The sequence below is a fragment of the Klebsiella aerogenes KCTC 2190 genome, from assembly GCF_000215745.1.
In the GTDB taxonomy this organism is placed as follows: Bacteria; Pseudomonadota; Gammaproteobacteria; order Enterobacterales; family Enterobacteriaceae; genus Klebsiella; species Klebsiella aerogenes.
The window spans coordinates 1,162,542-1,187,832 of record NC_015663.1; the positions used below are offsets into that span (position 1 = coordinate 1,162,542).

The 25,291-nt window shown below is 57.6% G+C and carries 27 protein-coding genes and 1 riboswitch; of the genes, 15 read left to right on the forward strand and 12 right to left on the reverse strand.

Features of this window, described 5'->3' with window-relative positions:
* The 5 genes from EAE_RS05725 to acpT are packed head-to-tail and all read left to right on the forward strand — an operon-like array spanning position 1 to position 4,201.
* A complete protein-coding gene (locus tag EAE_RS05725) occupies positions 1-1,170 on the forward strand; it encodes a beta-ketoacyl-[acyl-carrier-protein] synthase family protein (protein ID WP_015703723.1) in 1,170 nt (389 codons plus the stop codon).
* Positions 1,167-1,643 (forward strand): hotdog family protein, encoded by a 477-nt coding sequence (locus EAE_RS05730; protein ID WP_015369293.1) that lies wholly within the window; start codon positions 1,167-1,169, stop codon positions 1,641-1,643. The genes EAE_RS05725 and EAE_RS05730 overlap by 4 nt, the downstream gene beginning before the upstream one ends.
* Entirely contained in the window at positions 1,640-2,371 is a 732-nt protein-coding gene (locus EAE_RS05735) for a 3-ketoacyl-ACP reductase FabG2 (RefSeq protein ID WP_015703724.1), read from the forward strand. The genes EAE_RS05730 and EAE_RS05735 overlap by 4 nt, the downstream gene beginning before the upstream one ends.
* Complete coding sequence (locus EAE_RS05740) at positions 2,368-3,597, forward strand: beta-ketoacyl-ACP synthase (protein ID WP_015703725.1); 1,230 nt, start codon at positions 2,368-2,370, stop codon at positions 3,595-3,597. Before EAE_RS05735 ends, EAE_RS05740 begins: the two co-directional genes overlap by 4 nt.
* A 1-nt stretch (position 3,598) precedes the next feature.
* The gene (gene acpT / locus EAE_RS05745; protein WP_015703726.1) at positions 3,599-4,201 is read left to right on the forward strand and encodes a 4'-phosphopantetheinyl transferase AcpT; all 603 of its coding nucleotides are present in this window, start codon (positions 3,599-3,601) and stop codon (positions 4,199-4,201) included.
* Here the strand turns inward: acpT and arnF are convergent.
* The 8 genes from arnF to EAE_RS05785 form a co-directional block, all read right to left on the reverse strand.
* Complete coding sequence (gene arnF, locus EAE_RS05750; RefSeq protein ID WP_015703727.1) at positions 4,170-4,553, reverse strand: 4-amino-4-deoxy-L-arabinose-phosphoundecaprenol flippase subunit ArnF; 384 nt, start codon at positions 4,551-4,553, stop codon at positions 4,170-4,172. The genes acpT and arnF overlap by 32 nt on opposite strands.
* Positions 4,553-4,891 carry a 4-amino-4-deoxy-L-arabinose-phosphoundecaprenol flippase subunit ArnE gene (gene arnE / locus EAE_RS05755; RefSeq protein ID WP_015703728.1) on the reverse strand — a complete coding sequence of 113 codons (339 nt, stop codon included), beginning with the start codon at positions 4,889-4,891 and terminating at the stop codon, positions 4,553-4,555. Before arnE ends, arnF begins: the two co-directional genes overlap by 1 nt.
* Complete coding sequence (gene arnT / locus EAE_RS05760) at positions 4,888-6,543, reverse strand: lipid IV(A) 4-amino-4-deoxy-L-arabinosyltransferase (protein ID WP_015703729.1); 1,656 nt, start codon at positions 6,541-6,543, stop codon at positions 4,888-4,890. The genes arnE and arnT overlap by 4 nt, the downstream gene beginning before the upstream one ends.
* Positions 6,540-7,442, reverse strand: coding sequence for a 4-deoxy-4-formamido-L-arabinose-phosphoundecaprenol deformylase (arnD, locus tag EAE_RS05765; protein ID WP_015703730.1), 903 nt, complete (start codon positions 7,440-7,442; stop codon positions 6,540-6,542). Before arnD ends, arnT begins: the two co-directional genes overlap by 4 nt.
* Positions 7,439-9,424 (reverse strand): bifunctional UDP-4-amino-4-deoxy-L-arabinose formyltransferase/UDP-glucuronic acid oxidase ArnA, encoded by a 1,986-nt coding sequence (gene arnA, locus EAE_RS05770; protein ID WP_015703731.1) that lies wholly within the window; start codon positions 9,422-9,424, stop codon positions 7,439-7,441. Before arnA ends, arnD begins: the two co-directional genes overlap by 4 nt.
* Positions 9,421-10,404, reverse strand: a complete 984-nt coding sequence (arnC, locus tag EAE_RS05775; protein ID WP_015369284.1) for an undecaprenyl-phosphate 4-deoxy-4-formamido-L-arabinose transferase — start codon at positions 10,402-10,404, stop codon at positions 9,421-9,423. The genes arnA and arnC overlap by 4 nt, the downstream gene beginning before the upstream one ends.
* A gap of 1 nt (position 10,405) precedes the next feature.
* On the reverse strand, positions 10,406-11,545 hold the full coding sequence (gene arnB, locus EAE_RS05780) for a UDP-4-amino-4-deoxy-L-arabinose aminotransferase (protein WP_015703732.1): 1,140 nt from the start codon (positions 11,543-11,545) through the stop codon (positions 10,406-10,408).
* Between the two features lie 392 nt (positions 11,546-11,937).
* The gene (locus EAE_RS05785; protein ID WP_026612202.1) at positions 11,938-12,444 is read right to left on the reverse strand and encodes a phenolic acid decarboxylase; all 507 of its coding nucleotides are present in this window, start codon (positions 12,442-12,444) and stop codon (positions 11,938-11,940) included.
* Positions 12,445-12,541: 97 nt separating this feature from the next.
* On the opposite strand from EAE_RS05785, the gene EAE_RS05790 reads away from it, so the two are divergent.
* The 7 genes from EAE_RS05790 to nikR all read left to right on the forward strand — a co-directional run bounded on the left by EAE_RS05790 (position 12,542) and on the right by nikR (position 18,803).
* Positions 12,542-13,402 (forward strand): LysR family transcriptional regulator, encoded by an 861-nt coding sequence (locus EAE_RS05790; RefSeq protein WP_015703733.1) that lies wholly within the window; start codon positions 12,542-12,544, stop codon positions 13,400-13,402.
* A 117-nt stretch (positions 13,403-13,519) separates the two neighbouring features.
* Positions 13,520-15,088: a nickel ABC transporter substrate-binding protein gene (gene nikA / locus EAE_RS05795; RefSeq protein ID WP_015703734.1), complete on the forward strand. Its 1,569-nt coding sequence runs from the start codon at positions 13,520-13,522 to the stop codon at positions 15,086-15,088.
* Positions 15,088-16,032: a nickel ABC transporter permease subunit NikB gene (gene nikB, locus EAE_RS05800; RefSeq protein ID WP_015703735.1), complete on the forward strand. Its 945-nt coding sequence runs from the start codon at positions 15,088-15,090 to the stop codon at positions 16,030-16,032. The genes nikA and nikB overlap by 1 nt, the downstream gene beginning before the upstream one ends.
* Positions 16,029-16,862, forward strand: a complete 834-nt coding sequence (nikC, locus tag EAE_RS05805) for a nickel ABC transporter permease subunit NikC (RefSeq protein ID WP_015703736.1) — start codon at positions 16,029-16,031, stop codon at positions 16,860-16,862. The genes nikB and nikC overlap by 4 nt, the downstream gene beginning before the upstream one ends.
* Positions 16,862-17,626, forward strand: coding sequence for a nickel import ATP-binding protein NikD (locus EAE_RS05810; RefSeq protein ID WP_015703737.1), 765 nt, complete (start codon positions 16,862-16,864; stop codon positions 17,624-17,626). The genes nikC and EAE_RS05810 overlap by 1 nt, the downstream gene beginning before the upstream one ends.
* The gene (gene nikE / locus EAE_RS05815; RefSeq protein WP_015703738.1) at positions 17,623-18,414 is read left to right on the forward strand and encodes a nickel import ATP-binding protein NikE; all 792 of its coding nucleotides are present in this window, start codon (positions 17,623-17,625) and stop codon (positions 18,412-18,414) included. Before EAE_RS05810 ends, nikE begins: the two co-directional genes overlap by 4 nt.
* Entirely contained in the window at positions 18,402-18,803 is a 402-nt protein-coding gene (gene nikR / locus EAE_RS05820) for a nickel-responsive transcriptional regulator NikR (protein WP_015703739.1), read from the forward strand. The genes nikE and nikR overlap by 13 nt, the downstream gene beginning before the upstream one ends.
* A gap of 27 nt (positions 18,804-18,830) precedes the next feature.
* Here the strand turns inward: nikR and EAE_RS05825 are convergent, their stop codons facing one another.
* Together EAE_RS05825 and EAE_RS05830 are read right to left on the reverse strand one after the other, a co-directional pair.
* Positions 18,831-19,190 (reverse strand): type II toxin-antitoxin system HicB family antitoxin, encoded by a 360-nt coding sequence (locus EAE_RS05825; RefSeq protein WP_015703740.1) that lies wholly within the window; start codon positions 19,188-19,190, stop codon positions 18,831-18,833.
* Positions 19,187-19,462 (reverse strand): type II toxin-antitoxin system HicA family toxin, encoded by a 276-nt coding sequence (locus EAE_RS05830; protein ID WP_015703741.1) that lies wholly within the window; start codon positions 19,460-19,462, stop codon positions 19,187-19,189. Before EAE_RS05830 ends, EAE_RS05825 begins: the two co-directional genes overlap by 4 nt.
* 158 nt (positions 19,463-19,620) lie before the next feature.
* Positions 19,621-19,802: riboswitch (M-box (ykoK) riboswitch) on the forward strand.
* A 56-nt stretch (positions 19,803-19,858) separates the two neighbouring features.
* Between EAE_RS05830 and EAE_RS05835 the strand changes: the two genes are divergently transcribed.
* On the forward strand, positions 19,859-20,872 hold the full coding sequence (locus tag EAE_RS05835; RefSeq protein ID WP_015369274.1) for a magnesium transporter: 1,014 nt from the start codon (positions 19,859-19,861) through the stop codon (positions 20,870-20,872).
* A gap of 40 nt (positions 20,873-20,912) precedes the next feature.
* Here the strand turns inward: EAE_RS05835 and EAE_RS05840 are convergent, their stop codons facing one another.
* The gene (locus EAE_RS05840; RefSeq protein WP_015703742.1) at positions 20,913-22,106 is read right to left on the reverse strand and encodes a BaiN/RdsA family NAD(P)/FAD-dependent oxidoreductase; all 1,194 of its coding nucleotides are present in this window, start codon (positions 22,104-22,106) and stop codon (positions 20,913-20,915) included.
* A 230-nt stretch (positions 22,107-22,336) separates the two neighbouring features.
* Here EAE_RS05840 and pitA point away from each other — a divergent pair, with 230 nt between their 5' ends.
* Positions 22,337-23,833: an inorganic phosphate transporter PitA gene (gene pitA, locus EAE_RS05845; protein WP_015369272.1), complete on the forward strand. Its 1,497-nt coding sequence runs from the start codon at positions 22,337-22,339 to the stop codon at positions 23,831-23,833.
* A 64-nt stretch (positions 23,834-23,897) separates the two neighbouring features.
* Here the strand turns inward: pitA and uspB are convergent, their stop codons facing one another.
* On the reverse strand, positions 23,898-24,233 hold the full coding sequence (gene uspB / locus EAE_RS05850; RefSeq protein WP_015703743.1) for a universal stress protein UspB: 336 nt from the start codon (positions 24,231-24,233) through the stop codon (positions 23,898-23,900).
* A 383-nt stretch (positions 24,234-24,616) separates the two neighbouring features.
* Between uspB and uspA the strand changes: the two genes are divergently transcribed.
* Complete coding sequence (gene uspA, locus EAE_RS05855; protein WP_004145166.1) at positions 24,617-25,054, forward strand: universal stress protein UspA; 438 nt, start codon at positions 24,617-24,619, stop codon at positions 25,052-25,054.
* Positions 25,055-25,291 lie beyond the last annotated feature (237 nt).

Below are 25,291 nucleotides of genomic sequence, written 5' to 3' on the forward strand. Positions count from 1 at the left end.
ATGATCTACATTTCCGCCGTCGGCATGATTAACGCGCTGGGCCGCGATAACGATGATATCGCCGCCAATTTGGCTCGCGGTATTGCGCCCGGCATGCGTCCGCGCGAGGGGTGGCTACAGGGGCATCCGCAGGCGGTGTTCGCGGGCGTGGACGGCGAATTGCCCGCCATTCCCGATACCTTTAGCGCCCATCGTTCGCGCAATAATCAGCTGCTGCTGGCGGCGCTGGCGCAAATTCAGCCGCAGGTGGATCGCGCCATCGCCCAATACGGACGAGAGCGCGTGGCCGTAGTGCTCGGCACCAGCACCTCGGGGCTGGATGAGGGTGACGCGCATGTCACCCTGACGCTTGGCGGCAAGGAAAGCGCGGCCTGGCAATATCCGCAACAGGAGCTGGGCGACCCATCGCGTTTTCTCAGCCACTGGCTGGCGCTGGATGGCCCGGCATTTACGCTGTCAACCGCCTGCTCCTCCAGCGCCAGAGCGATTATCAGCGGACGCCGACTAATTGAAGCCGGGCTGGCGGATGTGGCGATCGTCGGCGGCGCGGACACCCTCAGCCGAATGCCGATCAACGGCTTTCACAGTCTGGAATCGCTCTCCACGACGCAGTGCCAGCCATTTGCCCGCGACCGTAACGGTATCACTATCGGCGAAGGGGCGGCGCTGATGCTGTTGACCCGCGAACCGCAGCCAGTCGCGCTACTGGGTATCGGCGAGTCCAGCGACGCCTGGCATATTTCCGCCCCGCATCCTGAAGGAGAGGGGGCGATCCGCGCCATCCAGCAGGCGCTGGGGGATGCGGGCATCGCCCCTGAACAAGTGGGTTATATCAACCTGCACGGCACCGCCACGCCGCTTAACGATAGAATAGAGTCTCACGTCATCAACGCGCTATTTGGCGTTCGGGTACCCTGTAGTTCAACGAAACACCTGACCGGACACACGCTGGGCGCCGCGGGGATCACCGAAGCCGCCATCGGCATGCTGATTCTGCAGCGAAACCTGCCGCTGCCAGCGCAGGATTTCAGCCAGTCGCCGCGCGATGAAACACTACCGCCATGCGGGATCATCGAACATCCCCAGCCGCTGCCGCGACCGATTATCCTGTCGAACTCTTTTGCTTTTGGCGGTAACAACGCCAGCATCCTGCTCGGGAGCATTCAATGAACCACTATTTATCGCCCGGCGACTATCTACCGCACGATGCACCGATGCTGCTGCTGGAAGAGGTCGTCAATGTGACCGATGAAACCGCGACCTGCCGGGTCACGGTCTCGCCCCATAGCGTCCTGGCGCCATTTCTCGATGCCGAGGGCAATCTCCCCGGTTGGTTCGCCCTTGAATTAATGGCGCAAACCGTCGGCGTCTGGTCCGGCTGGCACCGCCTGCAAAAAGGGCAAGCGTCCATCTCATTAGGTATGGTGCTTGGCGCGCGAGAATTAGTCTGCGCGGCCGGCTCCCTGCCGCGCGGCAAAGCACTGTCCATTACCGTTAAACTGCTCATGCAGGACGAGCGTTTCGCTAGCTTCGAAGGCGCCGTGATGGCGGACGATGACCTGCTGGCCAGCGGAAGGGTTAATACCTTCCAGCCAACGCCAACAGAACTTAACACCCTATTTCAACAAGGAGCGTCAGAATGAGTCGTTCAGTTTTGGTTACCGGCGCCAGCAAAGGTATCGGTCGCGCCATCGCCTGCCAGCTGGCGGCGGACGGTTTTATGGTAGGCGTCCACTATCATCGCGACGCGTCAGGCGCGCAGCAGACGCTGGAGGCGATTACCGCCGCCGGCGGCGCGGGACGTCTGCTGAGCTTTGATGTCGCCAATCGCACGCAGTGCCGCGAAGTCCTTGAGCAGGATATGGCCGAACACGGCGCGTGGTACGGCATTATCAGCAACGCCGGCATCGCCCGCGACGGCGCCTTCCCGGCGCTCGGCGAAGACGACTGGGACGCGGTGATCCACACCAACCTCGACAGCTTCTACAACGTCATTCATCCGTGCATCATGCCGATGATTAGCACACGCCAGGGCGGGCGTATCATCACGCTCTCGTCCGTATCCGGCGTGATGGGCAACCGCGGTCAGGTCAACTATAGCGCCGCCAAGGCGGGGATCATCGGCGCCACCAAAGCGCTGGCGATTGAACTGGCGAAGCGCAAAATCACCGTGAACTGCATCGCCCCCGGGCTTATCGACACCGGGATGATCGAAATGGAAGAGGCCGCGTTGAAAGAGGCGATGTCGATGATCCCAATGAAACGCATGGGACAGGCGGAAGAAGTGGCGGGGCTGGCGAGTTATTTAATGTCGGATGTGGCGGGTTATGTCACCCGGCAGGTCATTTCCATCAATGGAGGGATGTTATGACACGCCGTGTGGTCATTACCGGGATGGGTGGCGTCACCGCATTTGGCGAAAAATGGCAGGATGTCTCGGCGGGGCTGAAGAGATATAAAAACGCCGTACGCGCCATGCCGGAGTGGCGTATTTACGACGGGCTGCATACGCTGCTGGGCGCGCCGATCGATGATTTCACCCTGCCCGACCACTATACCCGCAAGCGCATTCGCGCGATGGGGCGCGTATCGTTGCTCTCCACCCGCGCCACTGAACTGGCGCTGGAGCAGGCCGGGCTTATCGACGATGCCATACTGAGTAACGGCGAAACCGGCATCGCCTACGGTTCATCAACCGGCAGTACCGCCCCGATGAGCGAATTTGCCACCATGTTGACGGAAAAGCACACCAATAATATTACTGCTACCACCTACGTGCAGATGATGCCGCATACCACCGCCGTCAATACGGGCCTGTTTTTTGGCCTGCGCGGCCGCGTGATCCCGACGTCCAGCGCCTGTACCTCCGGAAGCCAGGCGATTGGTTACGCCTGGGAAGCGATTCGCCACGGCTATCAAACGGTGATGGTCGCCGGCGGCGCGGAAGAGCTTTGCCCGTCGGAGGCCGCGGTATTCGATACTCTGTTTGCTACCAGCCAGCGCAATGAGCAGCCCGACATTACCCCCTCCCCCTTTGATGTGCTGCGCGATGGGCTGGTGATTGGCGAAGGGGCCGGTACTCTCATTCTGGAAGAACTGGAGCACGCCAAAGCACGCGGGGCGACCATTTACGGCGAAATCATCGGTTTCGCCACCAACTGCGATGCCGCGCATATCACCCAACCGCAGCGTGAAACCATGCAGATCTGCATGGAACAATCATTAAAAATAGCAGGCCTGAGCGCCCGGGATATCGGCTACATTTCGGCCCACGGCACCGCGACCGACCGCGGCGATATCGCCGAAAGCCAGGCGACGGCGGCGATTTACGGCGATAGCGTGCCGATCTCCTCGCTGAAAAGCTATTTCGGCCATACCCTTGGCGCCTGCGGGGCGCTGGAAGCGTGGATGAGTCTGCAGATGATGCGTGAGGGCTGGTTCGCGCCAACGCTGAATTTGCATAATCCGGACGCCAATTGCGGAGAACTGGATTACATCATGGGCGAAGCGCGCCAGATTGATTGTGAATTCCTGCAGAGTAACAACTTCGCCTTCGGCGGTATTAACACCTCAATGATTATTCAGCGCTGGTCCTGAAATGTATCAGCTTATCCTTGGCCAAATCTCAACGCTTAGCGCCCTACCGTTACCGACTGGGTTAGCGGCTCAGGCCCCTGACGGCCCGCGGCGGGCCAGCTGGCTTGCCGGGCGCGCGCTGCTGGCGCATGCGGCGGCCCCGCTGGCGGATATTGCGTATGGCGAGCAGGGCAAACCGGCTTTCCCGCCCGGCTGCGGGCGGTGGTTTAACCTTAGCCACAGCGGCGACCATATTGCCCTGCTGCTGAGCGATGAAGGCGAGGTTGGCTGCGATATCGAAGTGATTCGTCCGCGCAACGGCTGGCAGCGGTTGGCTAACGCCCTGTTTAGCGAGGGCGAGCATCAGGAACTGGAGCGCGAACCGCCGGAGCGGCAGCTAGCCGCCTTTTGGCGAATCTGGACGCGCAAAGAAGCGCTGGTAAAGCAACGCGGCGGCAGCGCCTGGCAAATGGCCTCTGTTGACAGCGCCTTTCGCGGCGCGCTGTCATTAAGCCAGATTCAGTATCAAGGGTTAAGTATTGCGGTCTGTACGCCAACGCCGTTCTCGCTGACGGCGGCGCACATTCAAGGTTTCAACGGCGCGGCTTGGCCGGCCAGAAGATAGTCAGCACGCCGGCGATAATAATCAGCACGCCCAGCAGCGATTGCCAGTAAAACGGCTCGTGCCAACCGGGCAGCCAGATGGCGGCGGCCCACACCAGAATGTAGCTCAGGCTGAGCAGCGCGTAAGCTTTGGCCAACGGCAAGCGGTGTAGCGCGAAATACCAGCAGACCATCGACAGCAGATAGCCAACCAGGCCAAAACCCAGGCTGAAGGTACCGGTGCGCATATGCAGTAGATGATTGAGGAAAGCCAGGATATCGGTCAATGGCGGCAGCTCAACCATCGCGCTGCGCAGTAACAGCTGCGCGCCGCTGACCAGCCCGACGCTCAATAACGCCCAGATTAACCCCATCAGACGCTACTCCCCAGAACGGCGATGCCGACGACGATCAGCCCGACGCCAAGCCAGTGGCGGCGCGCCACCGGCTCGCGCCAGATACCCCATGCCGCCAGCGTTACCCAGACAAAGTTGAGGCTCAGCATCGGATAAGCGATACCGACCGGGATCGCCTGCAGCACCCCCAGCCACAGCAGCATACTGCCGCCGAGCGCCAACAGGGCTAAGCCCAGCCACAGCAAAATATGCCGCCCGCGCCGCCCGCTACGGGACGGCCGGGTCGCCTGCTTCTGGCACAGCTGACCGGCGCAGCTAAGCAGACTGGCGAGTATCAGGCAGAACCAGACACTCATTGCGGCAGATACTGAATAAACACCACGCGCCCCAGCTCGTAGGAGTTATCAGGTTTCGGTAACGCCAGTTCGTTCATCGTTTCACCTTTATCCATCAGCAGCACCAGTGAGATCGGTCCCTGCTGGCGGTGCGCCGCCAGCCAATCAGCAAAAGCTTGAGTCGACACGAATTTGCTCTGCGCATCCGGCCATCCGAGGCCATATTTTAGCTCCCCCTGCCTTTCATACAGGATGATGTCGTCACGCTTGAGCTCCCACGCCAGCCCCGCGCCGATACCGACGCTGTTGGTCAGTACATAGCGGCTTGGCGCCAGCGATTCGCTAACAATATCCACCAGAAACTGCGGCTGTTTGCTGTCGATAACCCGATCCGGGATAGCGAAGCCCACCAGCAGCGCCACTCCCAGCGGACAGATGGCGGCCAGCGTCCAGCGACGACCGTTGTCTTTTATCGCCAGCCAGCCCATCAGCGCCCATACGGCAAAGGCAATCGCCGCCAGCAGACATTTATACAACTCTATCCTGGTCCACACCGGCTTATGCATGACGCCCAACGGTGAGACCACCAGCACGGCGACCAGGCCGACCAGACCAAAACCGAGGTTGATCATGCCGTTGATGCGCAGCGCTTTCGCCCCCGCCTTCGCGGCATCCAGCGCGTAGCGGGCCATCAAAATCGACAGCGGCATAAAGCACGGCAGAATGTAGGTCGGCAGTTTTCCCTTGGCGATGCTGAAGAACAGGAACGGCATCGCTATCCAGCCTAACAGATACAGCGCGCCGCGGGCATCATCGCGCTCGCTCCAGCCGCGCTTCAGTGCGCCCGGTAACAGCGCCAACCACGGCAGGCTACCGGCAATCAGGAACGGAATGTAGTACCAGAACGGCGCTTTATGCTGCGCGTCTTTCTCAGCGAAACGCTGAATATGCTCGACCCAGAAGAAATAGCGCCAGAAATCGGGTTCGCGATTGGCAATAGCCAATCCCCACGGCAGCACCACCAACGTACAGACCGCCACCGCCAGCCAGCCGTAGGTCAGCACTTCGCGCCAGCGTTTACGCGCCATCACCCACGGCAGCACGCCAACCACCGGTACCGCCAGCGCGAGGAAGCCCTTGGTCATCACCCCCATACCGCAGGCGACTCCCAGCAGGACATAACCCAACATCTTCCCGCTGCGGCTCTGCGCCTGGGAGGCTCCCCAGAAGCTGCACATCGCCAGCGCCAGCCACATGGTGATCATCGGATCCAGCACCGCATAGGTTCCGATACCGTATACCAGCATCGCGGTCAGGAAGATAACCGGCGACAGGATCGCCACGCGTTTATCGCGGAAAATACGCCACGCCAGCCACGCCACCAGCAACGCGCTGACGGTAATGGCGAAGACCGAACCGAAACGCACGCCAAAGTTATTATGACCAAATAGCCACTGGCCAATACTGTTAATCCAGTAACCGGCAATCGGCTTTTCAAAGTAACGCAGGCCCAGCAGATGCGGCACCACCCAGTCGCCGGAGGCCAGCATTTCACGACTGATCTCGGCATAGCGGGTTTCATCAGGCTGCCACAGCAAACGGAAATTTAACGGCAATAAGTAATACAGCGCAAAGAGTACAACCAGAGAGATGCCATAACGAATGCTTTTCATACACCCGAGCCCAGTAATTGTTCACGTCCAAGCCAACCTTCCCGGCCAGCCAGCTCACCACGGACCACTTTGCCTGACGGCAGCTCGCTAAAGTCAGCGGGCAGCAGCTGGCTCAGTGGGCAAAATTGTATTTCTTCTTCCTCCGCCATGGTCAGCAGCGCATCGAACTGATCGGCGTAGGCAATGCCTTCCACTTCGGCGTGGATGGTATAGACCGGCGTTCCCTTGTCACGATGAATGCAGTCCAGCAGATAGCGGTTGAAGCCGGCGGTATCCACAGCGCTACCGACGACTTCATCCCAGGTGGGAAGCGTCACCGGAATTTGTACGGTGCCGGAGCCCCCGCCGCCAATCTGCGGCAGGAATGGCCGCGTGCCGCGACAATCGCTGTTGTAGAGGAAATCGAAGGATTCTTTCGCTTTTACCACCCGCTGGTCGGCACGCCAGCCGGCGACGGCGGAGCAGGTCACCGGGCGGCCGATAATGCGTTCCAGTTCGAGCAGACCGCGTTCAATTTCCAGCGTCAGACGTTCCTGCGGCCAGACGCCGCTCCACGCTTGCCAGCTGTAGTGGTCCCAGGCGTGCAGGCCCACTTCATGGATGTGCGCGGCGGCGCGAATAACCTCTTCGTTACCCGCGCCAATCCTGCGCCCCGGCCACGCGGTGCCGGCCAGCAGAATATCCCAGCCATACAGCGAGGCCGCGTTGGAGCGCAGCATTTTCCACAGAAACTTCGGTTTTACCAGGCGCCATAAATGGCGCCCCATATTGTCCGGCCCGACGCTGAAAAAGAAGCTTGCCTGAATCCCGTGCTTGCCCAGCAGGGCCAGCAGCCGCGGTACGCCATCACGCGTCCCGCGAAAGGTATCGACATCTATGCGTAAGCCGACTTGTTTCATGAGTTTTTATCGTCCGTGAGCTCAACGGTGCGCAGGAAGAAGTCCAGAGTGTGTTCAACGGTCTCTTCCATCTCGACGGTCGGTTCCCAGTTCAGGCAGCGTTTCGCGTTGCGAATGCTCGGTTTACGATGCTCAACGTCCTGGTAGCCTTTACCGTAGTAATCGCTGCTTTCCACTTCGCGGAAGCCGGCGAACGGCGGGAAGCGATCGCGCAGCGGATGGCGCTCGAAGCAGGCGAGCAGCATTTCCGCCAGCTCTTTGATGCTAGCTTCGTTTTCCGGGTTACCGATGTTGATGATCTGACCATCGCAGCGACCATCTTTGTTCTCAATGATGCGGAACAACGCTTCGATACCGTCGCTGATATCGGTGAAGCAGCGCTTCTGTTTGCCGCCTTCGATAAGCTTAATCGGCGAACCTTCCACCAGGTTGAGGATCAGCTGAGTGATGGCGCGGGAGCTACCGATACGTGCGGCATTAAGGTTATCCAGACGCGGCCCCATCCAGTTGAACGGACGGAACAGGGTGAACTTGAGGCCGTTCTTATCGCCATAGGCCCAGATCACGCGGTCCAGCAGCTGTTTAGAAACCGAGTAGATCCAACGCTGTTTGTTGATCGGCCCGACCACCAGATTGGAATTATCTTCGTCGAAGTTTTTGTCGGTGCACATGCCGTACACTTCCGAGGTCGACGGGAAGATAATGCGCTTATTGTATTTCACGCAGTCACGGATGATCTTCAGGTTCTCTTCGAAATCCAGTTCGAACACGCGCAGCGGGTTACGGGTGTATTCGATAGGCGTCGCGATCGCGACCAGCGGCAGTACCACATCGCATTTCTTAATGTGGTATTCGATCCACTCGGAGTGAATGCTGATATCGCCTTCAACGAAGTGGAAACGCGGGCAGTCAAGGAAACGGCTGATGGCGTCGGAGCCGATATCCAGGCCGTAAATCTCATAGTTGTCGTCCTGCAACAGGCGCTCGGTCAGGTGGTTACCGATAAAGCCGTTGACGCCGAGGATCAGCACGCGGGTACGGCGCTTCACCGCCACCACCGGTTTGCTGCTCAGCACCGCGCTGCTCACCAGCCCCAGCGCCTGCGCCAGCTGGGCGCCCTGCATGTAAACGCCGCGTTCGGTCTGGCCGGTGACGATTTCCAGCGCCCCCTGCTGACAGGCAACCACTAGCGGCGCGACGGAGATAACGGTGCCGGGTTTCGCCGCCGGCAGATCGGCGCGCACGCGGGATTTCCAGACGATAAATTTGTTCGCGCCGGCATAGGCGAAGGCGCCCGGCCACGGATCGGATACCGCGCGCACCAGGTTGTGCAGAGTCTGCGCCGGTTTGTCCCAATCGAGACGCCCGTCTTCCGGGGTACGACGGCCAACGTAGGTCGCCTGGCTGTGGTCCTGCGCCCGCTCCTCAGTCTTACCCTCACGAATAGCCGGCAGCGCCTGGCCCAGCAGATCGGAGGCAGCGGCACACAGCTTACGGTGCAGCGCCAGCGCCGCGTCATCCGGGCCGATAGCCACAGCTTGTTGAGCGACGATATCGCCCGCGTCGGCGTGGTTAACCATCCGGTGCAGGGTCACTCCGGTTTCGCTTTCGCCGTTGACCAGTACCCAATTCAGCGGCGCGCGACCGCGGTATTTCGGCAGCAGAGAACCATGCAGGTTGAAAGCCCCCTTCGGCGCGATATTGAGGATCTCATCGCACAGCAGGTTGCGGTAGTAGAACGAGAACAGCACATCCGGCTTCATCTCGCGAATACGTTCAATCCACAGCGGATGGTTAACATCTTCCGGCGCCCATACCGGGATACCTTGCTCGGCGGCAATGCGGGCAACGGAACCAAAGAATTGGTTTTCGCCAGGGTTATCCGGATGGGTGAAAATAGCGGCGATGTCATACCCGGCACCCAGCAGTGACTGAATACCTGCGCAACCCATATCGTGATAAGCGAAGACTACTGCTTTCATGAACGATCTTCCTCTTGAGACGCCGTTTCCGGCTGGCGAACAACACGTTGAATAAAGTAACGGGGACGGGCGCGAACATCGTTATAGATGCGGCCGATATATTCCCCGAGCAGGCCCATACCGACAAACTGGGCGCCGATGAACATGAACAGCACGGCGAAGAGCATAAACACCCCTTCCGCCGCCCATTGCGGACCGAAGGCCAGACGCAGCACCACCAGCAGCAGGCCGAAGGCGAAGCCCAACAGGGCTATCACGCTGCCGAAAATACTCAGTAAACGCAGCGGGGTGGTGGTCAGACAGGTCACCAGGTCATACATCAGGTTAATCAGACGCATGAAGCTATATTTGGAGTCGCCGAATTCGCGCTCGGCGTGCATCACCGGGATCTCGACCGCCCGGCGGGCGAAGGTATTCGCCAGAATCGGGATAAAGGTGCTGCGCTCATGGCAGTTGAGCATGGCGTCGATGATATGGCGGCGATAGGCACGCAACATGCAACCGTAATCGCCCATGGCTTTACCGGTGGTTCGCTGAATCAGGCGGTTAATCATCTTCGAGGCAGATTTACGGAAGATGCTGTCCTGACGGTTCTGGCGCACGGTACCGACCACGTCATAGCCTTCATCGGCTTTTGCCACCAGCCGCGGGATCTCTTCCGGCGGATTTTGTAGGTCGGCATCGAGGGTGATGATCAGATCGCCGGTGACATGGCTGAAACCGGCCATAATCGCCGAGTGCTGGCCGTAGTTGCGGTTCAACAGCACCGCCACCACGTGGCTGCCTTCGGCTTCGGCGGCCTCGGTCAGCATGCGCGCGGAATCGTCGCTGCTGCCGTCGTCGATCAGCAGAATTTCATATTGGCGCCCTAGCGTCGCACAGGCGGCGTCGGTCCGACGCAGCAGCTCCGGCAGACTATCCTGTTCGTTATAAACCGGGATCACCACCGAGACTTTTTTTACGGGAGGATAAGTAAGCATATCAACGTCCTGACAACTGATGCAGCGCGGTAATGACGCGGGTGACATCGTCGTCGGTCATATCCGGGAACAGCGGGATAGAACAAATGCGCGCGCTGTTCCATTCGGTATTCGGTAACGAAACTTCAGGAAAACGCTCGCGGTAATACTTTTGCGTATGGGCCGCGCGGAAGTGCAGACCGGTGCCTATGCCCATGGCTTTGAGTTTTTCCATCAGGACATCGCGGCTGATGCCGCAGGCCGCTTCATCAACGCGGATAATAAACAGGTGCCAGGCGTGTTGGTGATCCCATGCCGGAATGGTCAGCGGCTTAAAGGGGGTATCCGCCAGCTCGCGCAGGTAGCGTTGGGCGATTTCAGCGCGACGTTGATTCGCCTGCGCCAGCTTATCCAGCTGCACCAGCGCCAGCGCGGCGTTGATATCGGCCAGATTGTATTTGAAGCCGGGGGTAATCACTTCCGCCTGCGGTGCGCGGCCGTGGGTCTGGCGGTCGTAGGCGTCAACGCCCAGGCCGTGGAATTTGAGGCTGCGGATGCGGGAAGCCAGCTCGTCATCATCGGTGACGATAAGCCCCCCTTCGGCGCAGGTCATATTTTTGATCGCGTGGAACGAGAAAATCGCGGTGCCGCGCCAGCCGACGTGGCGGCCTTTATAGTGCGTTCCCGCGGCATGCGCGGCATCTTCGATTACCGGTATACCGTGGCGCTCGCCAACGGCGCGGATCGCATCGATATCCGCAGGCGCGCCCGCGTAGTGGACAGGTATAATCGCTTTCGTCCGCGAAGTGATCGCCGCTTCCACCGCCTCAGGGGTAATCATCAGATTGTCGTGGTCGACATCGATCATCACCGGCGTAGCGCCCAGCAGACAGATCATGTTCAGCGTCGAGACCCAGGTTTGCGAAGGGGTGATCACTTCGTCGCCAGGGCCAATGCCCATCGCCATTAGCGTAACGTGCATACCGCCGGTAGCGGAGCTGACGGCGATGGCGTGGCGGTTGCCGGTCAGTTGGCAAAACGCCTCTTCCAGCGCCTGGTTTTTAGGACCGGTAGTGATCCATCCTGATTGCAAAACTTCACGCAGCGCAGCCAGCTCTGCGTCGCCCATCGACGGGCGCGAAAACGGCAGAAATTCGCTCATCTTTTTCCTGTTCTATTAATAACCCACTAAAAAAGGGGGCCGGTAGAAAGAAATATCCTGCGCCAGCGGACTTAAACAAAATGAAAATGAAGTCGGTTCACCGCCACATTTCATTCCAGGGTATTTCGACGGTTATAAATCTAGTCGCTGTTGCTTAGGATAATATTAAGAAATTAATATTATTCGCGAGAATAGTAATATCTCATTGATAATCAGATAGATAGTATTTTCTTATGGCAGGAATTAGCAGCAAAAAGCCCCAGTTTCATAGAGAAAACTGGGGCTTAACGGGTGAAAGTAAACGAATCGTCAACCAGCCCGCAATAAATATTTATTTACGTTTTAATCTAGCGGAAAAATTAGCGTTAGATCACAGAATTATTTCTGCTGTATTACAAATTTGCAGGAAAATCTGCGGGTAATTCATTAGCCGGGCAATTAATTACATCGTTATTATCCGCGCCGCAATCGCGAACAAAGGTGATAGTCGCGAATTCATCAATCACTTCGGTCGGGTAGGCCGGGCCGGCGTCACGATAAGCGTTCATTAACGGAATATGATCGTTCTGGAAGCAGACGGTTTTTTCCGGGTTATTCATGATCCAGCGGGGGAAGAATATGGTGCCGTGGAACAGTTTGTCGCCCAGGTTGACGATCAGGCTGACGTCGGTACCGGTTGGTTCAGTCCAGGAAATTTTATAAATGCTTTCGCCTACCCGCACGATGTACGCATGCTGGTCTTTCACCCAACGATTAGCAACGATACCGCTGTGAATACGATAGTCCAGAGTGGTGCCATTTTTAACGTAAATTTCGTAGTTCCAGCCGTTGTCGTAGGTATAAACCAGATGTTTACCGATAAAACCGCTGAGGTCATGTTTGTCAAAAGTGCTCATTATTTATTCTCCTCTGTTTCGTTGAGGTAAGAATACGGCTTTAAAAATTGAATGAATAACGCTATGTTTGGATAAAAATAATCTAATTTTTAGATGAATCATGCACAAGACCACGCTGGAACAATGGGCGCTATTGGAAAAGGTGATTGAGCTGGGCAGTTTTGCCAAAGCCGCGGAAGAGACCAACCGCAGCCAGTCTTCGGTGAGCTATAACCTGGCGCTGCTGCAGGAACGTTTAGGGGTGGCGCTGCTGGCGCCGTCCGGGCGACGGGCGGTGCTGACGCCCGCTGGCGAACTGCTGCTTAATCAGGTGAAACCGCTACTGAAGGCCTTTTCGTGGGTTGAGACCCACGCCGCGACGCTGCGCAACGGCGCGCGCACCCGCCTGGATCTGGTCGTCGACAGCATTTTTCCCCGCCAGCGGCTCTTCGCCATTTTGCGACAGTTTCAGCAACGCTACCCGCAAACTCAGGTCCGGCTGACCGAAGTGCTGGAAAACATCGATGAGGCTAGCGCCGCCCGCAGCGAGGCCGACGTGATGGTCTTAACGCGTCGCCAGGATATTACCGGACGCGGCGAATGGCTGATGAATATCGATTTTATCGCGGTCGCCCATCGCGACCATCCGCTGTCGCAATCGGAAGAACCGCTGGACGACAACGCGCTGGCCCCCTGGCCGCTGATCCGCATTGCCGACCGTAGCGGCGACGCCTCATCCACGCGCGATGCCTGGACCTTTTCTACCATTGATGCCGCTATCGATGCGGTGCTGTATCAGGTGGGATTCGGTTGGTTGCCGGAGGAACGAATCCGCGCACACCTGGAACAGGGCGTGCTGAAAGCGCTGCCGTTGAGCCATGGCGCTCGCCGCGCCACGCCGCTGCATTTGATAGTGAAGCGGGATCTGGCGCCGCTCGATGAACAGGTCACCACCCTGCTGGATTTGTTCAGACAATCGTAAACTTACGCTACATATGATTTTGTTATGGTTTTCTCCCATCATATTGATCCAGGTTACTCCTTAAGTATGACAAATTATTAGAATCGTCATACTTTTCGTTCCTTCTGGATGTAAACCTTGTCTATTTTCCGCACCACCTTGCTGGCGCTCTGCGCCTGCATTCCTCTGCTCGCGCCCGCCGCCATGCATGAAATCGCCATCGCCTGGCCGGTTAACGTCGGTCCTCTCAATCCACATCTGTATACGCCGAACCAAATGTTCGCCCAAAGTATGGTGTATGAGCCGTTAGTCAAATATCAGGCCGATGGCCGGGTTACACCCTGGCTGGCTACCCGCTGGATCCACTCAGCCGATGGTAAAATCTGGCGTTTCACCCTGCGCGATGATGTCTACTTCTCCAACGGCGAACCGTTTAACGCCCAGGCCGCAGTGGCCAATTTCCAGGCGGTGCTGGCCAACCGCCAGCGGCACGCCTGGCTGGAGTTGACCAATCAGATAACCGACGTTCAAGCGCTCAGCGATAACGAACTACAAATCACCCTGAAAAGCGCCTACTACCCGTTCCTGCAGGAACTCGCCCTTCCCCGCCCGTTTCGTTTTATCGCCCCCTCGCAGTTTGTTGACGGTAGTACGCAGCGAGGCATCAAGGCGCCCATCGGCACCGGTCCGTGGATGCTGTCCAGTTCGCAGCTTAATCAGCAGGATGTGCTGGTACGCAACCCGCGCTACTGGGGCAAAAAACCGGCGCTTGAGAAAGTCACCGTGAAAGTGATCCCCGACGCCACCAGCCGGGCGGTCGCCTTTGAAACCGGTGAAGTTGATCTGCTGTACGGTGATGAAGGGCTACTGCCGCTGGATACGTTCGCCCGTTTTCGCCAGCAGGACGAGTATCGCACGCGTCTTTCCGCCCCGACGCAAACCGTGATGCTGGCGCTCAATACGCTGCAAGCGCCAACGAATGAACTGGCGGTACGCGAGGCACTTAACTATGCCGTCAATAAACAGGCGCTCATTGACGGCGTGCTGTACGGCACCCAACAGGTTGCCGACACGCTTTTCGCGCCCTCGGTACCTTACGCGCCGGATGACCTGCCGCCGCGCCGCTTCAATCCGGATAAGGCCCGTACGCTGCTGGAAAACGCCGGCTGGACGCTAACGCCCGGCAAGGATATTCGTGAAAAAGACGGGCACCCGTTGCATCTTGAACTGGCGTTTATCGGCACCGATGCGCTGGCCAAATCGATGGCGGAAATCATCCAGGCCGATCTGCGCCAGGTAGGGATCGATGTCGGGCTGGTCGGCGAAGAGGAGAGCAGTATCTATGCTCGCCAGCACGATGGCCGCTTCACGATGATCTTCAACCATACCTGGGGCGCGCCGTTCGACCCGCACGCGTTTATGAGCTCAATGCGCGTCGCTTCGCACGCCGACTATCAGGCGCAGCGCGGACTGCCGGATAAAGCCGTGATTGATAAAGAGATCGGCGAGGTCCTGACTACCACCGACGAGGGCCGCCGTCGCGAACTGTATCGCGATATCCTCACCCGTCTGCACAACGAAGCGGTCTATCTGCCGATAAGCTACGTCTCGCTGATGTCCGTCGCCCGCAAAACGCTGGGCGAAGTGCCCTTCGCGCCGGTGACCACCGATCTGCCGTTAGAGCTGATTACGCCGGTGGCGCCATGATGCTGAAATATCTTCTTCGCCGCCTGCTACCGCTACCGCTGATGCTGCTTGCCGCCTCGGCGATCATCTTCCTGTTATTACGTCTTGGCGCCGGCGACCCGGCACTGGACTATCTGCGCCTCTCTAACGTGCCGCCCACCAGCGAAATGATTGCCGCTACCCGCGAGCAGCTCGGGCTCAATCAGCCGCTGGCGCTGCAGTATCTACACTGGCTGTGGCGCGCGCTGCATCTCGATTTTGGCGTCTCCTACGCCAGCCAGCGCCCGGTGCTGGACGACCTGCTGCATTTTCTGCCCGCGACGCTGCAGCTCACCGGCGCGGCGCTGGTGATTATTCTGCTGACCTCGCTACCGCTGGGGATCTGGGCGGCGCGGCATCGCGACCGCTTACCTGATTTCGCCGTACGATTGATTGCCTTCCTCGGCGTCTCAATGCCCAACTTCTGGCTGGCATTTTTGCTGGTAATGCTCTTTTCCGTCCATCTGCGCTGGCTACCGGCGATGGGCTACGGCGGCTGGCGACATCTGCTGCTACCGGCGTTTTCCATCGCCCTGATGTCGCTGGCGATCAATGCCCGTCTGCTGCGCGCCAGCATGCTGGAAGTGTCCAGCCAGCGCCACGTGGTCTGGGCGCGTCTGCGCGGGCTGAGCGAGGGTCAGGTGGAGCGGCGACACGTGCTGCGTAACGCGACGTTGCCGGTAGTGACGGCGCTGGGTATGCACATCGGCGAGCTAATCGGCGGGACGATGATCATCGAAAATATCTTCGCCTGGCCCGGCGTCGGTCGCTATGCGGTTTCCGCGATTTTCAACCGCGACTATCCGGTGATCCAGTGCTTTACCCTGATGATGGTGGCGGTGTTCGTGCTGGCCAATCTGGCGGTCGACCTGCTTAACGCCGCGCTCGATCCGCGCCTGCGCCGCCATGAGGAGGCCGCCGTATGACGCTGTTCGCGACCTTCCGCTGGCCGGTAAAACTGGCGCTACTCACTATTGCGCTGCTGGCGGCAATCGCCATGAGCAGCGGCTGGTGGCTGCCCTATGACCCGGCGGCCATCGATCTCCATCAACGTCTGCTCTCTCCGGGCGACGCCCACTGGCTCGGCACCGATCATCTCGGGCGGGATATTTTCTCGCGCCTTCTCGCCGCCACCCGCGTCTCGCTGGGCGCGGTGATGGCCTGCCTGCTGCTGGTGCTGCTGATCGGCCTTACGGTGGGCGGCGCCGCCGGGATGGTGGGCGGACGTGTCGATCGCGGCCTGATGCGCCTGGCCGAGCTGTTTATGACCTTCCCGACTTCAATACTGTCATTCTTTATGGTCGGTGTACTCGGTACCGGTCTTAGCAACGTGATTATCGCCATTGCGCTGTCGCACTGGGCCTGGTACGCAAGGATGGTGCGCAATCTGGTGGTCTCTCTGCGCCAGCGCGAGTTTATTCTCGCCGCGCGCCTGAGCGGCGCGGGACATTGGCCATTGTTTCGTGACCATCTGGCCGGCGCGGTGATCCCTTCGCTGCTGGTGCTCGCCTCGCTGGATATCGGTCATATGATGCTCCACGTAGCCGGGATGTCATTCCTCGGCCTCGGCGTCAGCGCGCCGACGGCGGAATGGGGAGTGATGATCAACGACGCCCGCCAGTACATCTGGACGCAGCCGCTGCAAATGGTCTGGCCCGGACTGGCGCTGTTTATCAGCGTGATGGCTTTTAATCTGGTGGGCGACGCGCTGCGCGATCGTCTCGATCCTCAGCTGATCGCGAAGCATAACCACTGATGCCGCAAAAGATCCAACTGGAACAACTTTCGCTCGTCGCCGACCGTCCGCTGGTCAGCGACGTTTCCCTAACCCTGCGTCGCGGTCAGGTACTGGCGCTGCTCGGCAGTAGCGGCAGCGGTAAATCGCTGACCTGCGCCGCCACGCTCGGCATTTTACCGCCCGGCGTCAGACAAACCGCGGGCCGGGTGCTGCTCGACGGTATCCCGGTATACGGTGAACAGCTGCGCGGCGCGACCATCGCCACCATTATGCAAAACCCGCGCAGCGCCTTTAATCCGCTGCACTCCATGGCGGCGCATGCGCGGGAAACCTGCCGGGCAGCGGGCCACGAGGCCAATAACGTCGCGCTGCTGGCAGCGATGGAAGAGGTGGGGCTGGAAAATCCGCTCTCGCTGCTCAAGCGCTATCCCTTCGAGATGAGCGGGGGCATGCTGCAGCGGATGATGGTGGCCCTGGCCCTGCTCAGTCGCGCGCCGTTTATCATCGCCGACGAACCGACCACCGACCTTGATGCCGTCGCCCAGGCGCGCATTCTCGACCTGCTGGCGGATATCGTCGCCAACCGCGGGCAGGGGCTGCTGCTGGTGACCCATGATATGGGCGTTGTCGCCCGGCTGGCGCATGACGTGGCGGTGATGGAAAACGGCCGTCTTGTTGAACGCTGCGACGTTAACACGCTATTTAGCGCCCCACAGCACCCGCTCAGCCAGCGCCTGCTGGCCGCCCATCTGGCGCTATATGGCCTGGAGAAAACACCATGAATTTACTCAGCGTGAACGCAGTGAGCCACGATTATCCCCACCACGGTGCGGTATTGCGCGATATCCAGTTCGACATCGCCCTCGGTGAAACGGTGGCGCTGCTCGGGCGCAGCGGCTGCGGCAAAAGTACCCTGGCGCGGATGCTGGTCGGTCTCGAAACGCCGCGGTATGGCGATGTCGCCTGGCGCGGCGCGTCGCTGACCTCCCTGAAGGGGGAGGCGATCGGCGCCTTTCGCCGCGATATTCAGCTGGTGTTTCAGGATGCCATTAGCGCAGTGAATCCGCGCAAAACGGTGCGCGAGATTATCAGCGAGCCGCTGCGGCACCTGTTTAGTTTATCGCGGGAAGAGCGTATGCAGCGGGTGGAGGAGATGCTGCTGGCGGTTGACCTCGCCCCGGTACTGCTCGACAAGCGTCCGGCGCAGCTCAGCGGCGGACAGCTGCAGCGCGTGTGCCTGGCGCGGGCGCTGGTGGTCGGGCCGCAGCTATTAATTCTCGACGAAGCGGTATCGAATCTCGATCTGATGCTTCAGGCGGATATTATCGCCCTGCTCAAACGCCTGCAGGCGCAGTTCGCCACCGCCTGCCTGTTTATTACCCACGACCTGCGGCTGGTGGAGCGTTTTTGCCAACGGGTACTGGTGATGGATAGCGGACGCATCGTCGAAACGGCCGCAGTGAGTTTGCCGCTGCGCCTTACATCCGCTGCCGGACAGGCGCTACAGCGCGCGGTACTCCCGCCCTTTCCCCGCACTCTGCTTAACGAGGCCATGCTATGCAGCGCGTAACCCTGACTCTGGATGATGATCTGCTGGCCGCGCTCGACGCGCACAGCGCCCACCGCGGGTACCACAACCGCTCGGAAGCGGTGCGCGATATTCTGCGTGACGCGCTCCACCATAATCCGCTACAGCTGCCGGCGCAGCACGGCTATGCGGTCCTGTCGTACGTGTATGAGCATGAAAAACGCGAACTGGCGAGCCGGCTGGTCGCCTCTTCGCATCAGCATCACGATCTCTCGGTCGCCACGTTACATGTCCACATCAATCATAATGACTGTCTGGAGATCGCGGTGCTGAAAGGCAACATGGACGAAGTACAGCATTTTGCCGACGAGGTGATTGCCCAGCGCGGCGTGCGGCATGGGCATTTGCGGTGTTTAGCGGATGATAATTAAAACGATGGCAATTTGATGCAGATTGTTTTAAGCCTGTTTGAGACGTTCATTGAGCGTCTCAAGGATCCAGGTATTTACGGAAACCTGCTCCTCTGCAGCGGCGGAGCTAAGACGCTCACCAAATGATTCAGGATAGCGCAATGTGAAGGTTTTCAGCTTTTCCGGCTGAGCATAAGGCTCGATGCCCGCTTCACGACAATCAGCAAGATATTCCTGTAATGATATCTCGCCCTCCTGTTGTAACCCTTGAATGCTATCGGAAACAAAATCGCAATATCCTGATAATCCCAGGAACTTACCGCGGAATGCATTGAGTTCAGGCACGTAGTTGATAACAGCAGGCTGCCCGGCAATCTCCATTGAATTTGGCGTTTTAGGTTTGATCATGGTTTTACTCCTATAGTGATTAACCAATCGCGCACGCTCTCCACGGCGCCTTTGTCAGTATCCGGCGAAGGGTGAGGCCTGTGAAAGCTGGCAATGCTGTGGTTCAACAAAAATTTACAGCGCGAGCCGCGTCCTTCTTTAATCTCCCCACCTAACGCTTTAATTAGCGATTCAATGTCGGCCCATTTAATACCCTGCGGCACGGGGGTTTTAAACAGCTGCTCCAGCGTGTTGCGCTGTTTTTTACGTAAAGATAAAACCTGCTGCTCCATCGCCTTGCTCCATGACTTCATCCATTGAAGTCAATATCATGATAGCACAAGATGAAGTCAAGCTGTGTCCTGATGAAGTTTGTTTATCAACAGTTGATAAACCACATAAACTATACGCTTTGTTAATTATCCCTGTTCGCCAATAATGGCGCCTCATTTAACGATCTCGTTATGGCGAGGCTCCTGCATAAATACAAGTTACCGCCCTGTTGGTATCGAGAGAGACCACTCAGGGAAATACAGGCTTCCATCGAATCAAGGTGTTGCCAAGGTAACTTCTGGCGGTATTAACCGTTCAGATACGTTATGCAGTGCTAAAACCAGGACGTAGGGATCTGCCTGTGCTAACCCTGTCTTGTTCGCCCCTATGAGTGATTTTTTATAGGGATTTTAATCATGTCTTCCATTCAACTCTGCGCCGCGCATCAGGCGACCTCTGGCTTCGACGGCGATGCGATCGCCCAGTACATGCGTACCGACTTTATTACGCTGCAGGAACATTTCAGCGTCCATGAGGCGCGTGAACACTTTATCTCGCAGCTCGCCAGCGACGATATTCCCGGCCAGGTATTTGTCGTCGCCGGTAACAAGCTGCGCGGCAGCTTATCAGTCAAAAAACTTTTGCAGGAGGCAGAGGTAGGCCAGTCTATTCGCTACCTGATGGATAGCTGTCTGTTTCGCGTCAAACCCGACGATGAGCGCCCTCAGGTTATTGCCGAACTCACCGAGCGCGGCCTCGATCTGGTGCCGGTTGTCGATAAAGGCGAGCTGGTCGGCTGCCTGATGGAAAAAGAAATTGCCCATCTGCTGGAGGATGACGTCACCGAAGACGCCCAGCTGCAGGGGGCGACGCTACCGCTGGAAAAACCGTATCTGGAAATCAGTCCGTGGACGCTGTGGAAGAAACGCTCGGTCTGGCTGCTACTGTTATTTGTTGCCGAAGCCTACACCAGCAGCGTGCTGCAGCATTTTGAAGAGGCGCTGGAATCGGCCATCGCGCTGGCCTTCTTCATCCCGTTACTGATCGGCACCGGCGGCAACAGCGGAACTCAGATCACCTCAACGCTGGTGCGTTCGATGGCGCTGGGTGAAGTCCGTTTACGTGACATGGGACGGGTTATCCGCAAAGAGGTGTCGACCTCGTTTCTGATTGCCCTGACCCTGGGTCTGGCGGGCTGCCTGCGCGCCTGGATGATGGGGATTGGCATGGAAATCACGCTGATCGTCAGCCTGACGCTGGTCTGCATTACCCTGTGGAGCGCGGTGGTGTCTTCGGTTATTCCGATGTTGCTTAAGCGGATCGGTATCGACCCGGCGGTGGTTTCCGCGCCGTTTATCGCCACGCTGATAGATGGCACCGGGCTGATTATCTATTTCAAAATCGCCCAGTATTTTCTTGGGTTGAACTGATCGAAACAGCCCGGGCGCCAGGGTGCCCCGGGCTCTCTGATTAAGCTTCCGCCAGCGCCTGCGCGCAGGCCCAGGCGCTTGACCACGCCCACTGGAAGTTATAGCCGCCAAGCCAGCCGGTGACGTCCATCACTTCACCGATAAAGTAAAGCCCCGGCGCTTTGCGCGCCTCCATGGTGCGTGACGAAAGCTCATTGGTATCCACGCCGCCGAGGGTCACTTCCGCGGTACGATAACCTTCAGTTCCGTTCGGCTGCACGCGCCACGCGGTTAGCGTCTCCACCAGCGCCTGCTGATCGCGAACGTTCAGTTGCTTCAGTGTCACATCAGGTATCTGCCCAAGCTGCTGTAAACATTCGACCAGCCGCTTCGGCAGCTGCATCGCGAGGGTGTTTTTCAGGCTTTGGTTGGGATGAGCGCCCCGCTGCTCGTTGAAGAACGCCTCAAGATCACAGTCCGGCAGCAGGTTGACGGTGACAAACTCGCCGGGCTGCCAGTAGCTGGAAATCTGCAGCACCGCCGGGCCGGAAAGGCCACGATGGGTAAATAGCAGGTTTTCGCGAAACAGCGTACCGTTCTCGGCGGTAATCGTAGAGGGCACCGAAACGCCGGAAAGCACCTGCAGCTGCTCAAGCAGCGGTTTATGCAGGGTAAACGGCACCAGACCCGCGCGGGTCGGCAGCACCTTCAGACCAAACTGTTCGGCCACCTTGTAACCAAACGGCGACGCGCCCAGCCCCGGCATCGACAGGCCGCCGGAAGCGATCACCAGCTTCTTCGCCGTCAGCATTTCGCCGTTCACCTGTAGCCGGTAGCCTTGTTCATCGCGTTCGACGATGAGAATTTCGCTGCGCAGACGGATCTGTACGCCGCCTTTTTCACATTCCGACAGCAGCAGATTGACGATTTGCTCCGCGGAATCATCGCAAAACAGCTGACCTAAGGTCTTCTCATGCCAGGCAATACCATATTTGCCAACCAGCTCGATAAAGTCCCACTGGGTATAGCGCGCCAGCGCAGATTTGCAAAAATGCGGGTTTTGGCTGAGATATGCCGCGGGTTCGACATACATGTTAGTAAAGTTGCAGCGGCCGCCGCCGGACATCAGGATTTTGCGCCCCGGCTTTTTGCCATTATCGAGCAGCAGCACCCGGCAGCCCAACTGCCCCGCCTGCGCCGCACAAAACATTCCCGCCGCACCGGCGCCGATCACAATGGCATCAAACCTTTCCACTCAACTTTCCTCATTCCCCAATTGTCGGGAATTGTAAATATTTCACTCTGGTCACACCAGCACGAAAAAAACAACATTCAGTTACGTCTTTGAAAGATATAGGATTACTCCCAACCGGGTAGAAACCAAACAGGAAGAAAATCAAAAAAAGTCTATATTTCACTTTGCCCGCGCCGCTAAAGTCACTGATAATGCGCCGCGTTCATGTCCTCAAAATGGCGTAACGTCCTATGCTACATTTATTTGCCGGTCTGGATTTACATACCGGACTATTATTATTGCTTGCTTTAGCTTTTGTACTGTTTTACGAAGCGATTAACGGTTTTCATGATACCGCAAACGCAGTTGCAACGGTGATTTACACTCGCGCAATGCGGTCGCAGCTTGCTGTTGCGATGGCGGCACTCTTCAACTTTTTCGGCGTTCTGCTGGGCGGTCTCAGCGTAGCCTATGCCATCGTGCATATGCTGCCAACGGACCTGCTGCTTAACATGGGTTCCGCACATGGCCTCGCCATGGTGTTCTCTATGCTGCTGGCGGCAATCATCTGGAACCTCGGAACCTGGTATTTCGGCCTACCGGCCTCCAGTTCTCACACCCTGATTGGCGCCATCATCGGTATTGGTTTAACCAATGCGCTGATGACCGGTACTTCAGTGGTGGATGCGCTGAATATCCCGAAAGTCATCGGCATTTTTGCCTCACTTATCGTCTCGCCGATTGTTGGCCTGGTGGTAGCGGGCGGCCTGATTTTCATTCTGCGTCGTTACTGGAGCGGTACCAAAAAACGCGCTCGTATACACCTGACCCCAGCGGAACGCGAAAAGAAAGACGGTAAGAAAAAACCGCCGTTCTGGACCCGTATCGCGCTGATCCTGTCCGCTATCGGCGTGTCGTTCTCGCACGGCGCCAACGATGGACAGAAAGGCATTGGTCTGGTCATGCTGGTACTGATTGGCGTCGCGCCGGCGGGCTTCGTGGTCAACATGAACGCGTCTGGTTACGAAATCACTCGTACCCGCGATGCAGTCAACAACGTGGAAACCTTCTTCCAACAGCGCCCTGAGCTGCTGAAGAAAGCCACCGGCGTTGATCAACTGGTTCCGTCACCGGAAACCAATACCGCGGCCAACGGCGAGTTTCACTGCCATCCGGCGAACACCATCAACGCGCTTGACCGCGTGAAGACAATGCTCACCGGTACGGAAAGCTACGATACACTGTCAGTGGATCAGCGCGGCCAGCTGCGTCGCATTATGCTCTGCATCTCCGACACCACTGACAAAGTGGCCAAGCTGCCGGATGTGAGCACTGACGACCAGCGCCTGCTGAAGAAACTGAAAACCGATATGCTGAGCACCATCGAGTACGCGCCAATCTGGATCATTATGGCGGTCGCGCTGGCGCTGGGTATTGGCACCATGATCGGCTGGCGCCGCGTGGCGACCACTATCGGCGAGAAGATTGGTAAGAAGGGTATGACCTACGCGCAAGGTATGTCCGCCCAGATGACCGCCGCGGTTTCTATCGGCCTTGCCAGCTACACCGGCATGCCGGTTTCCACCACCCACGTGCTCTCTTCCTCGGTTGCGGGGACGATGCTCGTTGATGGCGGCGGTCTGCAGAAGAAAACCGTCACCAGCATCCTGATGGCATGGGTACTCACCCTGCCGGCAGCCATTTTGCTGTCAGGCGTGCTGTACTGGCTGGCTCTGAAGCTTATCTAAGCAATAGCCATGCGAAAAATGGGTCAGGAAACTGGCCCATTTTTTTGCACTCAATTCAGGCAGCTCAATGCCAGATAAGCAGTGCAATCATACTCACCAGCACCAGACCACACAGCGCGCTGGTCAGGATGAACTGCCGGCGAACACGCTCACAGCGACGAATAAACTCGTCATCATGATGATCGCGATATCGTTGGGCATAGATATACCAAACCAGCCGCATTTGTTTACTGGGCTGCCCATGCGAGGTGAAAAAACCTCCGCCATCAACATATTGATAGAGCAAGGGATCGCAACCACGTAGCACAACCAATAATGCACGCAACGATGAGAAGTAACGTGCCATATTCACCACACAAACGATACACAGGGCCCAAAACAGCGCAACAGTGCTGATCATACTTCCTCCCCGGCGACCCATCCACGGAGATCCCTCCGGGACTACCGCTCCCCAATATCATCCAACCCACCGTACAGTAAAAGAGTGCGATTCCGGTCACGTTTATTTATCCGACCGGCTCATTAAATAGTGTAGGAGATCAGTTAATTTTTTTACCACAAGGTTAATCGTTATCAATACGTAAGACGGAATAATTTGTTTAACTAACGGTGAACCAGGTGCATTGACGGAGTGCGAGGGGCGCTATATTGTAGAAATTATCTTCTACAATTAAGTCCTTAAAGGCTTACCCCCCGCGAATCTAGCTTGCAGGACGCGGGCGAATCGACAGCACAGGCTGTCTGGTCCAACGGTCATCGACAACTTATGGAAGGAGTAACACTATGGCTTACAAACACATTCTTATTGCAGTAGACCTATCACCGGAAAGCAAAGTGCTGGTAGAGAAAGCGGTTTCTATGGCGCGTCCCTACAATGCGAAAGTTTCCCTGATTCACGTGGATGTGAATTACTCCGACCTCTACACCGGTCTTATCGATGTTAATCTGGGCGACATGCAGAAACGCATCTCTGAAGAGACGCACCACGCGCTGACCGAGCTTTCCACTAACGCTGGCTACCCGATTACCGAAACCCTGAGCGGCAGCGGCGATCTGGGACAGGTGCTGGTCGATGCGATTAAAAAATATGATATGGACTTGGTGGTCTGCGGTCACCATCAGGACTTCTGGAGCAAGCTGATGTCCTCCGCGCGTCAGCTGATCAACACCGTTCACGTTGATATGCTGATCGTACCGCTGCGCGACGAAGAAGACGAATAATCGCTTTTCCTCGCCAGCCAACGCCCGCGCCTGCGGGCGTTTTTGTTTTTATGCTACATCCCACCTGAATCCCATTGACCCCATCAGGATATCAATCCAGATAGTTAATATCGGTTAGTGTGATCAACCATTTATTAGAATTAATATCTATATAATAATCTATACATTCAGCCAATGGTCGCATCATCATGGGTCATCAGACTTTTTCGGCGCGTTTTGGCAGACGCGTTCATACTT

Excerpts from the sequence above, each read along its gene's own strand:
- arnA (WP_015703731.1), bottom strand. The coding sequence starts at position 9,424 with ATGAAAGCAGTAGTCTTCGCTTATCACGATATGGGTTGCGCAGGTATT.
- uspB (WP_015703743.1), bottom strand. The coding sequence starts at position 24,233 with ATGATCAGCACTGTTGCGCTGTTTTGGGCCCTGTGTATCGTTTGTGTG.
- arnC (WP_015369284.1), bottom strand. The coding sequence starts at position 10,404 with ATGCTTACTTATCCTCCCGTAAAAAAAGTCTCGGTGGTGATCCCGGTT.
- nikB (WP_015703735.1), top strand. The coding sequence starts at position 15,088 with ATGCTGAAATATCTTCTTCGCCGCCTGCTACCGCTACCGCTGATGCTG.
- arnB (WP_015703732.1), bottom strand. The coding sequence starts at position 11,545 with ATGAGCGAATTTCTGCCGTTTTCGCGCCCGTCGATGGGCGACGCAGAG.
- arnT (WP_015703729.1), bottom strand. The coding sequence starts at position 6,543 with ATGAAAAGCATTCGTTATGGCATCTCTCTGGTTGTACTCTTTGCGCTG.
- pitA (WP_015369272.1), top strand. The coding sequence starts at position 22,337 with ATGCTACATTTATTTGCCGGTCTGGATTTACATACCGGACTATTATTA.
- EAE_RS05830 (WP_015703741.1), bottom strand. The coding sequence starts at position 19,462 with ATGGAGCAGCAGGTTTTATCTTTACGTAAAAAACAGCGCAACACGCTG.
- nikC (WP_015703736.1), top strand. The coding sequence starts at position 16,029 with ATGACGCTGTTCGCGACCTTCCGCTGGCCGGTAAAACTGGCGCTACTC.
- EAE_RS05735 (WP_015703724.1), top strand. The coding sequence starts at position 1,640 with ATGAGTCGTTCAGTTTTGGTTACCGGCGCCAGCAAAGGTATCGGTCGC.
- nikE (WP_015703738.1), top strand. The coding sequence starts at position 17,623 with ATGAATTTACTCAGCGTGAACGCAGTGAGCCACGATTATCCCCACCAC.
- acpT (WP_015703726.1), top strand. The coding sequence starts at position 3,599 with ATGTATCAGCTTATCCTTGGCCAAATCTCAACGCTTAGCGCCCTACCG.
- EAE_RS05725 (WP_015703723.1), top strand. The coding sequence starts at position 1 with ATGATCTACATTTCCGCCGTCGGCATGATTAACGCGCTGGGCCGCGAT.
- EAE_RS05730 (WP_015369293.1), top strand. The coding sequence starts at position 1,167 with ATGAACCACTATTTATCGCCCGGCGACTATCTACCGCACGATGCACCG.
- EAE_RS05825 (WP_015703740.1), bottom strand. The coding sequence starts at position 19,190 with ATGATCAAACCTAAAACGCCAAATTCAATGGAGATTGCCGGGCAGCCT.
- nikR (WP_015703739.1), top strand. The coding sequence starts at position 18,402 with ATGCAGCGCGTAACCCTGACTCTGGATGATGATCTGCTGGCCGCGCTC.
- EAE_RS05740 (WP_015703725.1), top strand. The coding sequence starts at position 2,368 with ATGACACGCCGTGTGGTCATTACCGGGATGGGTGGCGTCACCGCATTT.
- EAE_RS05790 (WP_015703733.1), top strand. The coding sequence starts at position 12,542 with ATGCACAAGACCACGCTGGAACAATGGGCGCTATTGGAAAAGGTGATT.
- arnE (WP_015703728.1), bottom strand. The coding sequence starts at position 4,891 with ATGAGTGTCTGGTTCTGCCTGATACTCGCCAGTCTGCTTAGCTGCGCC.
- arnF (WP_015703727.1), bottom strand. The coding sequence starts at position 4,553 with ATGGGGTTAATCTGGGCGTTATTGAGCGTCGGGCTGGTCAGCGGCGCG.
- EAE_RS05810 (WP_015703737.1), top strand. The coding sequence starts at position 16,862 with ATGCCGCAAAAGATCCAACTGGAACAACTTTCGCTCGTCGCCGACCGT.
- uspA (WP_004145166.1), top strand. The coding sequence starts at position 24,617 with ATGGCTTACAAACACATTCTTATTGCAGTAGACCTATCACCGGAAAGC.
- arnD (WP_015703730.1), bottom strand. The coding sequence starts at position 7,442 with ATGAAACAAGTCGGCTTACGCATAGATGTCGATACCTTTCGCGGGACG.
- EAE_RS05835 (WP_015369274.1), top strand. The coding sequence starts at position 19,859 with ATGTCTTCCATTCAACTCTGCGCCGCGCATCAGGCGACCTCTGGCTTC.